The sequence below is a fragment of the Streptomyces sp. NPDC052701 genome (assembly GCF_040678355.1).
Classification (GTDB): Bacteria; Actinomycetota; Actinomycetes; order Streptomycetales; family Streptomycetaceae; genus Streptomyces.
Genome location: NZ_JBFATO010000002.1, coordinates 275,722 through 287,993, shown reverse-complemented (window position 1 = coordinate 287,993; position 12,272 = coordinate 275,722). Strand labels below are relative to the sequence as shown.

The window sequence follows — 12,272 nt, the reverse complement described above, 5'->3', positions numbered from 1 at the left end:
GCCCGCTCGGGTTACTGCGCCGGGGGGGGGCGGGGGGGGGGCGGGCCTGGGGGGGGGGGGGGGGGGGGGGGGGGGGGGGGCGGGGCCCCCCCGCGCGCCCCCCCGCCCCCCCCCCCCCCGGCCGGCCGGTCCGTTCGCTCAGGACTGGCGCAGTTCCTCCAAGGTCACGGCCGCGCCCGGCAGGACGGACGGGGCCGGCGCCCGCATCCCGTCGAGGAACAGCTGTAGATGGCGGTGGACGAAACGGTCGGCGCGCAGGCACTCCGTGCCGGCCGGGGGCCTGCTGAGCTGGGCCACGGCGATCATGAGGTCGCCGACCCCGACGTCGGGGCGGAGCTGCCCGGCCGCCCGGGCCCGCTCCATGACCTCGCCGACGAGCCCCTCGACCCGCCGGCGCGCGGCCTCCAGGTCGGGGTGGTGCTGGTCGAAGGTGCTGGAGATCATCGGGCACAGCGCGCTGATCCGCTCGTCGGCGGCGGTGTGCACGAAGCGCTCCAGCACCTCGAAGGCGTCGCCGGTCTCCGCGAGCGCCCGCTCGGCCGCCCGCGCCATGCGCTCCATGACGGAGCAGACGACCTCGCGGACCAGCGCGTCGCGGTCCGGGAAGTGGCGGTACACCGTGGCGTTGCCCACGCCGGCCCGCCGGGCGACCTCGTCCAGCGGCACGTCGGGGCCGAACTCGACGAACATCTCCCGGGCGGCGGTGACGATCCGCTCCCGGTTGCGCAGGGCGTCGGCGCGCGGCCGGGTCGCCTTGCGCTGTACGGGGGTCGCGGTCTGCACGGCGTACTCCTGGATGACCTGAGGCGTCCCGGACGGACTCCGGGCGCCTCGAGCGGGCTTGCGACGGCTTGACGGTGGCGATCCGGGGAGCGAGTCCCCGTTTCGTTCGGACGCTGGGTTAAACGGGGAATCGATCCCCGGATATTTCCCGTCCGGACGAAGAACGCCTGTGACCTGAGTCACACATCTACCGGCGGGAAACCCACGATCGGTCTCTCCCAACGCGCGCCCCCGCACCCCCCGACGCAGGGTGATCGCATGGGTGCAGCCGGAAACCGGCGGCTGCCGCGGATACGGAGGACCTCCCTGCATGCAGCAGCGGCCGAGCAGCAGTCGGATACGCCCCCGCCGCGTAGCCGCTCTGGCATCGGTGACCGCGCTGACCCTCGCCGTCAGCACCTCGGCCGGCTCCGGACACCTCTCCCCCGGCGGCACGGCGGCCGGCGCCGGCCCCATAACCGTGGCCCCTCCCGCCGCCCACGGGCCCTGCATGATCAGCGGCAGCCGCGACGTCCAGATGTCGGAGGGCATCCCCACCCCCGCCGGTTACGCCCGCTCCACCGGCACCGTCCGCGCCCTCACCCTGATGGTCGACTTCTCCGACGCGCCCGGCGAGGGCAGCGCCCTCGACCGCTACCGGGAGTTCTTCCCCAAGACCCGGCAGTGGTTCCACACCAGCTCCTACGGCCGCCTCGACTACCGCCCCGAGACCCCGATCCGCGACTGGCTGCGCCTGCCCGAGCCGTTCCGGGCGTACGGCATAGAGCGCGGCGCCCCCTTCGAGCCCGGCTACCGCGCCCTGGTGCAGGACATCGTCGAGGCGGCCGACACCGAGGTGGACTTCCGGGCGTACGACATGATGAACGTCCTGGTGACCCCGAACGCCGGCCCCTCCGCCCTGGACACGGTCCTGTCCGTCACCTTCGCCGGCAACCCCCAGGCACCGACCGCGGACGGCGTCCCGGTGGCCAACGCGTCCTTCGTCTACTCCCGCCAGGACGACGGCTCCGGCTCCTACCACCGCACCGGCTACCGGGTCCTCCCCCACGAGAACGGCCACGTCTTCGGCCTGCCCGACCTCTACACCCAGGAGGGAGGGGGCGCGGTCGGCCACTGGGACATCATGAGCGAGGACTGGGGCGCCAACAACGACCTGCTCGGCTGGCACAAGTGGAAGCTGAACTGGCTGGACGCCGCCCAGGTGCACTGCGCGGCGGCGCCCGGGACGTCCGAGTACACGCTGACGCCCCTGGCCCGCCCGGGCGGCCCGAAACTGGTGGTCGTCCCCCTGGACGACTCGACCGCGTACGCCGTCGAACTGCGCATCCGCGCGGGCAACGACGAGGCCGTGTGCCGGCCGGGCGTGCTGGTCTACCGGGTCGACGCGGAGGTGGACACCGGGATGGGACCGGTGGCGGTGTACGACGCGCACCGGGACACCGGCGGCTGCACCCGCACCCCCAACGTCCACGCGGAACTCTCCGACGCGACCCTGGCACCGGGCGAGACGTTCACCGATCCGCACCGGGGCATCCGGATCACCGTGGCGGGGACGGACCCGGCGGGGAACCACCGGGTGCAGGTGACGCGGGGGTAGACCGGCCGGGCGCGAAGGGGCGGGGCGGCCGTGGATTCCGCGCCGTGGCGCCGGCCGCGAAACCGCCCCCGATTACCGTAGGCCTGCCGCACCCGCCGTACGGAGAGCCCGCCGATGCCCGCGAAGACCATGAAGGACACCCCCGAGAGGGCTGCCGTGCCGGCCGAGGCGGTCACGCCCCTGATGCGCGGGATCGCGGTGCTGCGGGAACTGACCGAGGCCGAGGGCGGGACGCTGAGCCCGAGCCGGCTGGAGCGGGCGACCGGCCTGGCCCGCTCCACGGTCGACCGGATCACGGCCACCCTCGCGCGCATGGGCTACGTCCGCCAGGACGGCCGGGACGTGACCCTCGCCCCCCGCCTGATGGAACTGGGCAACGCCTACCTGGCCGCCCTGCGCCTGCCCGCGCTGCTGTCCCGGCGGGCCGACGCCCTGGCCGACGAACTGGACGAGTCGGTGTCCCTGGCGGTCGCCGACCGCGACGGCATCCGCTTCATCCACCAGGCGACCCGCCGCCGCGCGATGTCCCTGAGCTTCCGCATCGGCGACCTGCTCCCGGCCGAACGCACCGCGCCCGGCCCGCTGTTCGCGACCGAGTGGACGGACACCGACTGGCGGCGCTGGCGCGAACGCAGGGCGGCCGACCCGCAGGACCGGGGCTTCCCGGCCGTACCGCCGCGCGACCAGGCGGCCGCGGGCGGCCGGGCACCGCACGACGAGGACTTCGTACGGCGGACCGCGCGGGCGGCCGAGGACGGCTGGGCGCTGGACGACCAGCTCATCGAGCCGGGTCTGGTGGCGGTCGCGGTCCCCGTCCGGGATCCCCGGACGGGCCGTATCGCCTGCGTGGCCAGCGTGGTCAGCCACACCAGCCGGCACACCGCCGAGGACCTGCGCGCCGGCCTGCTGCCGAGACTGCGCTCGGCGGTGGCCGGGATGGAACGCGACCTGAGCCAGGCCCCGCCCCCGGAACCGGGCCCCGCGCCCTCGGGCCTGGCGATCTGGACGGGCGCGTCCAAGCAGGAACTGGGACGGGAGTTCGTCGAGTCCCTGGCCCGCGGCCTGACGGTCCTGACTGCTTTCGGCGAGGGCCGGGCGGAGCTGACGCTCACGGAGGTGGCCAAGGCGACGGGCCTCGCCCGCGCGACGGCCCGCCGGGCCCTGGTCACCTACGAGCACCTGGGACTGGTGGCACCGGCCGGCGACCGCGCGTTCACCCTGACCCCCAGGGTCCTGTCCCTGGGCTTCCCGCCCCTGTCCCGCACCACGCTGGCGCAGATCGCCCAGCCGCACCTGGCGGAGCTCGCGGCCCGCGTCCACGAGTCGACGTCCCTGGCCGTGCTGACGCCGTCGGGCGAGGAGATCCAGTACACGGCCCGGGCGGCCACCAGCCGCGTCATGAGCGTCAACATCACGGTCGGCACACGGCTGCCCGCGTACGCCACCTCCCTGGGCCGCGTCCTGCTGGCGGACCTCCCGCAGCCGGACCGCCGCCTCGGCACCCCGCGCCCCCTGACACCGAACACGGTGACGGACCCGTCGGCCCTGACACGCGTCCTGGCCGAAGTCCGCGACCAGGGCTACGCCCTGGTCGACGAGGAACTGGAGGAGGGCCTGCGCTCCATCGCGGTCCCGGTCCGCGACCGCACGGGCCGGGTGGTCGCCGCCCTCAACACGGCGATGCACGCCACCCGCCACACGGTCGAGGAGTGCGTGACGGACATCCTCCCCGCGCTGTCGGCGACGGCCACCCGCATCGAGACGGACCTCCACACCGCCAGCCGCTTCACCCCTGTCCCACCGGCCTGACCTTCCCGCTCGACGCCGCGCGCCCCGCCGGCCCGGCCTTCCCGCTCGACGCCGCGCGCCCCGCCGGCCCGGCCTTCCCGCTCGACGCCGCGCGCCCCGCCGGCCCGGCCTCCCTGCTCGACGCCGCGCGTCCCACCGACCCGGTCCTCACCGCCGCGGTCCGCGTCGGCCGACCTGGCCCCCACCCGGCGATCCGTATCCGGTACGCTGACGCCTGTGGCCTCACGGCCACGCCCACGCCTTCGTAGCTCAGGGGATAGAGCACCGCTCTCCTAAAGCGGGTGTCGCAGGTTCGAATCCTGCCGGGGGCACAGAGAAAAGGGCCAGCTCAGGAGGGGTTTCCTCCCAGGCTGGCCCTTCGTCGTGCCCGGGGTCGTGCCACACGCGTGCCACTAGAGTCCACGCGGAGTCCACATCCCCTAGCCGGAGGCCCCTCCCCCGCCGCTGGCGGGGCCGCACGACCGGGTTCGGTGTCTCAGCAGGTCGTACGGGCACGTCGGGCCGGAAGGGCTTGAGCGCGGGCAGGTCCGGGACCAGGTGGGCCGACTCGCGGCAGGTCTCGGCGGCGTCGCCGAGGGAGAGGTACGGCGTGCGGATGCGGGACCAGCCGCCGGAGGTGTCACCGGCCACGGCGAGGCCGGGCCGTTCGGGGGCGATGGCGCAGGCGGCGGAGACCGCCTCGGGGGCGATGTCGCCGAGTGCCATCTTGGCGGAGGCTTCGTCATTGACGCGGTGGCAGACGCGGCCGGTCAACTGGGCCCGCAGCATGGTCGCGCCCTTGCCCAGTTCGGCGCCGAAGCGCTGGCCGCAGACCTCCAGGTAGATGCCGGCGGCCCGGCCGAGCTGGGCGAGCCGGATGAGTTGGGTGACCATCTCGTCCCGGCGTTCCTCGTCCTTCTTCGTGGCGACGAGGAAGAGTTCGGCCACCTCGTCGACGAACAGCACGACGGGCACCGGGCGTTCGTGCTCGGGCAGGCCCCAGAGGTCGGAGGTGATCTCCTCGTCCGGCGTGCTCGGCGCAATGCCCTGCCGGACCTTGATCAGGTCGTACCGGTCCTCCATTTCCTTGATGAGCACGGGCAGCAGTTCGGCGGCCTGCTCCGGGTCGGTGGCGAGCGCGGACAGGCGCGGGGCGAAGGGCGCCAGTTCCACGCCCCGCTTGCAGTCGATGCCGACCAGGGCGACGGGTTGACGGGCGAGGCCGACGACGAGGTGACGCAGGTACATGGACTTGCCGGACAGCGTCGCGCCGAGGGTGAGTTGGTGCGGCACGGTGCGGTAGTCGCGTACGAACGGAGTGGCGTCCTCTCGCAGCGCGACCGGCACCCGGAGCAGGTCCGGGCGGAGCTTGCGCGGCATACGCACCCGCCGCAGCACGTCGAAGCCGACGAGCCGCAGTTCCACCACGCCCGGCTTGATCGTGGTCACGTAGACGGCGTGGACGCCCCAGGCGTGCCGCAGTCGTTCGGCGGAGGCGGCCACGTCGGCGGGTTCCTGCCCCGGGGCGAGCCGCAGGCGGACCCGCAGCCCCGTCGTGGTCGGCCGGATGATCCCCGACGCGGCGGTACAGGCCGGACCTCACGGCGCGTGGTGGCCTTGACCGCCAGGACCCGCAGCCGGGAGGGGGCCACGGTCAGCCCGCACGCCTCCATGACGGAGCCGTAGGAGCTGAGCAGCCGGACCGTGGACACCGGTAAGCCGACCGTGGACCAGTAGACGCCAGGGTGTCGCGCCCGGGCGTAGGCGGCCCCACCGCCGAGCGCGGCGACGGGACCACCCACCTCCAGAAGTGTTGCCAGGTCGGTCATCAGGCCGTGGCCCCATGGCGGCCGGGAAGGCGGCCGGAGTGACGGCGGCGGCCCGGAAGGCGATGCCGTGGCGCTGCTGGCCGTTGAACACGCTCTCCCACGGCCGGGCGACCAGGCCCGGCAGCGAGACCGGGGCACCGAGGGCGAGCCCTTCCGACACCCCGCTCTCCGGAACGGTCACCCTGATCAGGGACGACTCCCCCTCCTCGATGTACACGACGCCGATCGTCATCAGCGCCTCACCGCTGACGGCGTCCTTCGCGATCTCGCCCGACTGCCCGGTCGCGGACCTTGGGCTCGGGCGCCTCGGTCAGCAGGATCGTCGCGGCCGAGGTCTCCACACGGATGGTGCGCAAGGCTTCTCCTCATCTACTCGTCTAGACAAGATGCACCCTTCGAACCCGACGACGCCGGGAACGGGATCACCTTGCCACACAACTTGCCCACTCGTCTATACGAGTATGCGTGTCGGTGTGTACGAGTCCGGGAAAGTGGCCTCGCGCACCGCCGATCAGTTCGCCGGAAGCTGGTAGGAGAGAACGTAGGCGTCGGCCGCCATCACCGTGTCACAGACCTCCACGGCCCGCCCCGCCGTGTCGAAGGCGGTACGAATCAGGTGAATCACCGGCACACCGGAGGCCAGTTGCAGCGTCTTCACCTCGGACGGCGAAGGCATCCGGGCCCGGATCTCCTCCTCGAAGTGGTCGAGCTGGTGGCCCAGTTCCTCGAGGCGGGCGTAGATGCCACCGGGGCCCGGGTTGGGCTCGGCGATCTGCGTACCGCGGGCGATGTCGAGCGGGAGATACGACGTGGCGAACTCGACCGGCCGGCCGTCGAGCAGGTACCGGCGACGCCGGGCAAGCACGCGCCGCACGGACCCGAGCCGGGTGGAGATGTCCTGGCTGGCCTTCTCCTCCTTCACCTCCAGGCTGTCCACGGTGGGGTGACTGCCGGCGGCGTCGGCCTCCACGATGAACGCGGACTTCCCCTGCTCTCGATGGCGCCGGGCGAACCGGTCGGAGGCGAGGCGGCGCACCGGAGGCCGGGGCCGGACGAAGACGCCCCGGCCGTGCTCGGCGTGCACCAGGCCCTCGCCCTGGAGGATCGAGAAGGAGTTCCGGACCGTCATCCGGGAGACCCCGTAGTGCTCGACCAATTCAGCCTCGGAGGGCAGCTTCTCCCCCTCCTTGAATCGCCCACGGTCGATGGCCTCGCGCAGCTGGTCGGCGATCTGCCGGAAGACCGCACGATCACTGGTCGGGTCGAGGCCGCCGAGAATGCTCGGTAGAGACGCCATGCGTACTCCTTTAGGTATCTAGACGAGTGGGCGAGTCTTGTTGCTACGGTGGAGAGCCTAGTCAGCCGAGAGGGCCGAGGAACGTGAGCACAGAACGCCCGCACTCCGTGAGCGTCGCCGGGGTCATCGTCGATGACCAAGGCCGGGCCCTCCTGATCAAGCGCCGCGACAACGGCCACTGGGAGCCCCCGGGCGGAGTCCTCGAACGCGAGGAGACCATCCCCGAAGCCCTCCAGCGCGAAGTCCTCGAAGAGACCGGCATCAAGATCGAGCTTCCCGCGACCCTGACCGGCGTCTACAAGAACATGACGGGCTTGATCGTCTCCCTCGTCTTCCGCTGCCAGGCGGCCGACGGCACTCCCACCACGGGGGACGAGACCCGCGCACTGCGCTGGGCCACCCGCGAAGAAGTCATCGAACTCGCCGACGAGGCGTACGCGATCCGCGTGCTTGACGCACTCGACGCGGCGTCCCCGCCGGCCGTCCGCGCCCACGACGGCGTGAAACTCGTCTAGCCCGAACCCGCTGCACATGGCGGCCTACCAGCACGAAGGAACTTGTATGCACGAGTATACGAGTAGCGCCCGGGTCTGGGGGCTCAGTTGCCCAGGATTCCCGGAAGAGGTCAGCAGGGCCCGCCGCTGGACCCGCGACATCCTGCGGGGATCGCCGCTGGCGGAGGACGCCGAGCTGATCGTCAGCGAGCTGAGCGCGAACGCGATCCTTCACACGGCCAGCGGCCAGGCATCCGGCAGCTTCCATCTGGCCCTCGCGGTCTCCCCGCAGGTGATCGCCCTGTCCGTCACGGACGACGGAAGCACCGGCACGGTGCCGAAGGTCGAGCACCAGGACCAGGAGGCGGAGCACGGCCGGGGCCTGAGCATGGTCAGCGCACTCGCTCACCGGGTCGTCGTCCACGGCAGCCACACGGTCACCGCGGAACTCTTCACCGATGCCAGCCCGGCAGGAGGGCACCTGTGCTGACGTCCGCTCCTCCCGCAGCGCTGAGCACAAGCAGCCGGCCCCTCCCCTACCGATGCCGAGCCGCGGCCTACCCGTTGAACGAGGTCTGTTCCATCCCCTTGGGCTCACACGACGCCACGAGCCCACGCCTGGCACTGCGCTGGTTACGCGAGCGCACGCAGCACATCACCGACCAGCTCGACGCCGCATACGCACAGCCGGGCCTGCACTGGCTGACGGACGAGGCCGAACACGAACGAGCCCTCGCCTACCTGACCAGCGGCACGGGGTACCAACTCACTCTCTACGACGAGAGCACCCGCTACGTGCTGCTGGCCTACCCGGCGGGAGCGACCCCATGAACGGGCCCACCCGCGGCTACTGGTGCGAATGCTGGACCGAGCAAGTCACCAGCGCAGGAAGGCCAGCGCGCCTGGCATCGTTCGACGCATACTCGGCACCCCAGGCAGACCGCTGGGTAGCCATCGCTCTCCGCACCATCTCACCGGCGCTCGACTCCGACGCGTCGGACGAAGCCTGGACGTGGCTGTACGAAGAGCGCGCCGAAACCCGCAGAGCCCTGATGCGCTCCGAGCCCTGCACGGTAACCATCACCCATGCCGACGTCCGCATCACCTGGACGATCCGACCAGTGCTCTTCCTGCCCCTCGCGCACCGGCAGGACGCCGAACTCCCAGCATGCGCACACAGCTTCAAGCCCCACCGCGCAGACTGAGTTACAACTTTCTCTACGGGTTCAAGGCCCGCGCACGGCGCGGGCGCGCGCCGCCTCTGCGGCGCGGCCTGCCTCCTGTCTTCGCCCCGGCTGGCCGCGCCCGGCGGCGCGCTCGGCGGCTGCGGGCATGAAGTGGGGAGACACCCTCTGTGGCTGGGGCGGTCGGCTCCACGGCTTTAGGCAGCCACTTTGGGGCGAGCCTCGAAGATCATGGCCCCAACGTCGTGCTTTAACGGGCAGGTCCACAGACTGCCCGACGCGCCGGAAGCTTACGGGGCCATGATCACTCGCCCCAAAGCAGCTCCAGCCCAAAGCCGCTCCGCCGACCTACACGTCAGCTTCGGCCGGTCAGTAGGTCCAGAGCTTCCTTGAAGCCAGGGTGCACACGGAATGATTCGGACGCCGCATTGAAGCGGGCACGGGGGTCCCGATAGCGCCATACGTATTCGGATCCGCCGCCACGTCCGCCAGGCTTCAAATAACCGACCACCGAGAACTCGAACAGCTGCCCCAGACCTACAACGGGGTCGATATCAGTCAAGGTTGCCCTTCTCGACCAGGCGGTCGAAAAGTTATCCAACGTGAACGAAAGGGAGCCGAGCTCCTTCACGACCTCCAAGTATTCCTTGTACTGAGGAACATGCTTCGCGATTTCGTCGTCTAGCTCATTCAGTAGGTAGTCGGAGTAGCCGGATCGCGCCTCATGAATGGCTTGGTTATCGAACTGACCCTCACCACCCATCAGCTTATACTGCTTCAGAATTTCGTTGCAAAACTTGATGATGTCACGCGGACGCAGAAACGTACGGTCGCAAATGTGCTTGTATTTTGTCTGCCTGCTGGGCATCTCGCGAGTCTCATCGAAAATACTGTCCCAGCCGACTTGCCCGGATCCGTCACTCAGTGCTCGACTGAAGCGACTTTCCATCAGCCTTTTCAGTGTCAAGCCTCCCGATGATTCATGCCATTCAACTCGTTCCATCAAGTTTTCGGTGATCTTATTTTTGTCCTCGAAGTGCAGATCTTGGTAAATGTCATCCCGTAGGAATACGACGATATTGAGCTTCTTGCCTCTATCCCGCCCAGAAAGGAAGAGGTCGCGAGCCGCAAGGATTAGACCGATAAGTCGCTGTGAATACGCTTCGTCAGTCTTTCCGAACCCTAGGTCAAGCTCGTCAAAGCAAACATAGTATGAGTTTTCGGGATTTAGTGAGCGGAGCACGTGCTCCTGAATCACCTGGTTTACTTCCTGAATGTGAGGAGGAAGCTCCCTAACTCGAACTCGCTCGCCCGAAATTTCAAGGAATGGAATCTTTAGCGCCCCCTTGAACCGCAGTTCCTTCTCCGGGCTAAAGATCTGTCGCACATCAGGGTCGCGGGATCCGTACGAGTCGACCACGAAATCTTCAAGTGCCTGCATGGACTCGGAAGACTGCTCACTCCATGGCTGACTCTGGTCTTGATTCAAAAGAATTTTAGCGAGCCCCATAAGGATAAGATACTTCCAACTGTGAAAGAACCTCCTCTCCTCCGGGACGCCAGTCTGGGCTTGGAGGTCATGATGCTGCCACGGGTAATCATTAAAGGAATGACCGTAGGAGAATTCGTTAGGGTTTCGTTCCGTAAGGAAGCGCTTGAAGATGGCGGTTTTCCCGGAACCCTTACGTCCGAGGATGAGGAATTTCTCATTCCTCTTCGCCGCAATGTAAGCTGGGTGATCCTGGAAGCATTCCCGCAACAATGTGTCGGCATCCGCGTCAATCGCACCGAAGTTGCTGGCTTCCGAAATATTAAGCATTTCCCCCCCAGGGATACGCCGCGACCTTGAGTAGGCATGTTAGCGCTAGTCGTGACGATCGGGGGGCAGTTCATGACGAATCATCGTCGCGTTCGACATTACTTCAGATGTCCGCGTGCTCACTCATGGGCGCCCTCCCGGGCGGTCCCAGGGATCCGGATCGGTGCTCAATGCTGACCAGCGTCGAGCTGCTGCCGACGGCTCAGCAGCAGGTCAGCGAGTTGATCCATGAGACGGTCGCAGGTGGTCAGCTCTGAACTGTTTTGAGGCACGGGAACCACCCGTGGCCGGATTGCCTCCTTGTGTCCCCTTCGTGGGCGTGTCACACAGAGGGTGGGGATCGGCGGAGGGGGAGGACGTGTCAGTACCGGAGGCTCACGTGGTGGGACCGTCGGCTTGGGCTGTCGAGCGGTTCGGGCGGCATGCTGGCGTGGTTGCCGCTGCTGTTCCGGAGCAGCTAGCCAAGGCGCACGCGAAGGCGCACGCTGCGCACCTCGCAGCGGGACTGAAGAAGCGGAGTCCCTACGGTGTAGCCCTGGCGGGGGTGGTGCGCGAGAACCTGGCGGAGACGGCGCGGGAGCTGGGTGAGTCCGTGCGGGATGTCCGCGGGTACGAGTATGCGGTGATCAACGGTTACGCGCTCTTCCCGTTTCGGTACGCCGACAGGCCGAGGCCTCTGGACCGAGCCCGGTTGCCTGCCAACGTGTCGCCCACTCGCCGCCGGCTGTTCCAGGCGCACGGGCCGGATTCCCCAGACGGTCTGTTCGAGGTCGACGGCGGCCTGGCGACGGAGGAGTACCTCGGACTGCACGAAGCCTTCGAGGAACTGGGATCCTCCACCCGACTCGTCTGCGTGTTCTTTACTGCGGACGCGGAGAAGGGCATCCACGTCATCCACTGGGGAGAGGCCCACCTCGAACCGGACCGCACCCTCACCTGGCCCTACAGGGAACAGCTCCCGGTCGCTCCTGTGCCGCTCGAATGAGGGGAAGCGGAGGGCTGGCGCTTGGCCGCTGCGGCCGTGTCGGCTGAGTCCTGGGCCGTCTCTGGGCCGTCCGAGGCCGCTCAACAGTGACCACCGACGACCAGCAGTGACAGGGGTCCTACCCGACGACCCCAGGTCACGCCCATCTGTCTGCGACACTGGTACAGCCATGCCCAAGCCCGGAGAACTGGCATGCCGAAGCCGGGCCGGCTAACTACGGTGGTCCCGTGTTGGAAGACGATGGTGGTCTGGCCGCTTGGCTGGAGTCGAAGCGGCTCCTCACCAGCCCTGAGCGTCACATCGACACGTTACGGTGCCTGCTTGCCGAGGACGATGGCGCGCTCCTGATGCACGACTACGACCTGATCAGTGATCCGCAGACAGTCGCCATCGTGAGAGCTCAGCAGCGCGCAGCGGGACAGCGCCGCCGTAGGCTGCGTCGACTGGCAACGCGTTGACATTCCGCGAAGTGACATCAGCGCCCTCAGACGCCATC

Annotated in this window: 11 protein-coding genes, 1 tRNA gene and 2 pseudogenes; 9 read left to right on the top strand and 5 right to left on the bottom strand. The window is 69.1% G+C overall.

The features are described from left to right. Nucleotides 1-138: 138 nt before the first annotated feature. Nucleotides 139-783, bottom strand: a complete 645-nt coding sequence (locus AB0L29_RS04430) for a helix-turn-helix domain-containing protein (protein WP_365823196.1) — start codon at nucleotides 781-783, stop codon at nucleotides 139-141. A 310-nt stretch (nucleotides 784-1,093) separates the two neighbouring features. Between AB0L29_RS04430 and AB0L29_RS04425 the strand changes: the two genes are divergently transcribed. The 3 genes from AB0L29_RS04425 to AB0L29_RS04415 all read left to right on the top strand — a co-directional run bounded on the left by AB0L29_RS04425 (nucleotide 1,094) and on the right by AB0L29_RS04415 (nucleotide 4,500). Next, complete coding sequence (locus AB0L29_RS04425; protein ID WP_365823194.1) at nucleotides 1,094-2,380, top strand: M6 family metalloprotease domain-containing protein; 1,287 nt, start codon at nucleotides 1,094-1,096, stop codon at nucleotides 2,378-2,380. A 114-nt stretch (nucleotides 2,381-2,494) separates the two neighbouring features. Continuing rightward, the gene (locus AB0L29_RS04420) at nucleotides 2,495-4,189 is read left to right on the top strand and encodes an IclR family transcriptional regulator C-terminal domain-containing protein (RefSeq protein ID WP_365823192.1); all 1,695 of its coding nucleotides are present in this window, start codon (nucleotides 2,495-2,497) and stop codon (nucleotides 4,187-4,189) included. 238 nt (nucleotides 4,190-4,427) lie between these two features. Next, nucleotides 4,428-4,500 (top strand) — tRNA-Arg (locus tag AB0L29_RS04415). A 139-nt stretch (nucleotides 4,501-4,639) separates the two neighbouring features. Here AB0L29_RS04415 and AB0L29_RS04410 read toward each other — a convergent pair. The 3 genes and pseudogenes from AB0L29_RS04410 to AB0L29_RS04400 form a co-directional block, all read right to left on the bottom strand. After that, nucleotides 4,640-5,997: pseudogene (locus tag AB0L29_RS04410) on the bottom strand (FtsK/SpoIIIE domain-containing protein); the annotation flags it as partial. Nucleotides 5,998-6,007: 10 nt separating this feature from the next. After that, nucleotides 6,008-6,353, bottom strand: a pseudogene (locus AB0L29_RS04405) (hypothetical protein); the annotation flags it as partial. A 155-nt stretch (nucleotides 6,354-6,508) separates the two neighbouring features. Further along, entirely contained in the window at nucleotides 6,509-7,294 is a 786-nt protein-coding gene (locus AB0L29_RS04400; protein WP_365823190.1) for a GntR family transcriptional regulator, read from the bottom strand. 107 nt (nucleotides 7,295-7,401) lie between these two features. Here AB0L29_RS04400 and AB0L29_RS04395 point away from each other — a divergent pair, with 107 nt between their 5' ends. From AB0L29_RS04395 to AB0L29_RS04380, 4 genes are all read left to right on the top strand, one after another. Further along, nucleotides 7,402-7,809 carry an NUDIX hydrolase gene (locus tag AB0L29_RS04395; RefSeq protein ID WP_053914019.1) on the top strand — a complete coding sequence of 136 codons (408 nt, stop codon included), beginning with the start codon at nucleotides 7,402-7,404 and terminating at the stop codon, nucleotides 7,807-7,809. 46 nt (nucleotides 7,810-7,855) lie between these two features. Beyond that, nucleotides 7,856-8,278, top strand: a complete 423-nt coding sequence (locus AB0L29_RS04390) for an ATP-binding protein (RefSeq protein ID WP_365823188.1) — start codon at nucleotides 7,856-7,858, stop codon at nucleotides 8,276-8,278. 98 nt (nucleotides 8,279-8,376) lie between these two features. Next, nucleotides 8,377-8,619 carry a hypothetical protein gene (locus AB0L29_RS04385; RefSeq protein WP_308035165.1) on the top strand — a complete coding sequence of 81 codons (243 nt, stop codon included), beginning with the start codon at nucleotides 8,377-8,379 and terminating at the stop codon, nucleotides 8,617-8,619. Continuing rightward, entirely contained in the window at nucleotides 8,616-8,993 is a 378-nt protein-coding gene (locus AB0L29_RS04380) for a hypothetical protein (protein WP_365823186.1), read from the top strand. Before AB0L29_RS04385 ends, AB0L29_RS04380 begins: the two co-directional genes overlap by 4 nt. Before the next feature lie 334 nt (nucleotides 8,994-9,327). Here AB0L29_RS04380 and AB0L29_RS04375 read toward each other — a convergent pair whose 3' ends face one another. Then, nucleotides 9,328-10,791 carry a hypothetical protein gene (locus AB0L29_RS04375; protein ID WP_365823184.1) on the bottom strand — a complete coding sequence of 488 codons (1,464 nt, stop codon included), beginning with the start codon at nucleotides 10,789-10,791 and terminating at the stop codon, nucleotides 9,328-9,330. Between the two features lie 358 nt (nucleotides 10,792-11,149). Here AB0L29_RS04375 and AB0L29_RS04370 point away from each other — a divergent pair, with 358 nt between their 5' ends. Together AB0L29_RS04370 and AB0L29_RS04365 are read left to right on the top strand one after the other, a co-directional pair. Continuing rightward, nucleotides 11,150-11,776, top strand: a complete 627-nt coding sequence (locus tag AB0L29_RS04370) for a hypothetical protein (protein ID WP_365823182.1) — start codon at nucleotides 11,150-11,152, stop codon at nucleotides 11,774-11,776. A 227-nt stretch (nucleotides 11,777-12,003) separates the two neighbouring features. Then, the gene (locus tag AB0L29_RS04365; protein ID WP_365823180.1) at nucleotides 12,004-12,234 is read left to right on the top strand and encodes a hypothetical protein; all 231 of its coding nucleotides are present in this window, start codon (nucleotides 12,004-12,006) and stop codon (nucleotides 12,232-12,234) included. Nucleotides 12,235-12,272: the final 38 nt, after the last annotated feature.

Coding starts and splice junctions, on each gene's coding strand:
- AB0L29_RS04380 (WP_365823186.1), top strand. CDS start 8,616: ATGAACGGGCCCACCCGCGGCTACTGGTGCGAATGCTGGACCGAGCAA.
- AB0L29_RS04420 (WP_365823192.1), top strand. CDS start 2,495: ATGCCCGCGAAGACCATGAAGGACACCCCCGAGAGGGCTGCCGTGCCG.
- AB0L29_RS04390 (WP_365823188.1), top strand. CDS start 7,856: ATGCACGAGTATACGAGTAGCGCCCGGGTCTGGGGGCTCAGTTGCCCA.
- AB0L29_RS04375 (WP_365823184.1), bottom strand. CDS start 10,791: ATGCTTAATATTTCGGAAGCCAGCAACTTCGGTGCGATTGACGCGGAT.
- AB0L29_RS04400 (WP_365823190.1), bottom strand. CDS start 7,294: ATGGCGTCTCTACCGAGCATTCTCGGCGGCCTCGACCCGACCAGTGAT.
- AB0L29_RS04425 (WP_365823194.1), top strand. CDS start 1,094: ATGCAGCAGCGGCCGAGCAGCAGTCGGATACGCCCCCGCCGCGTAGCC.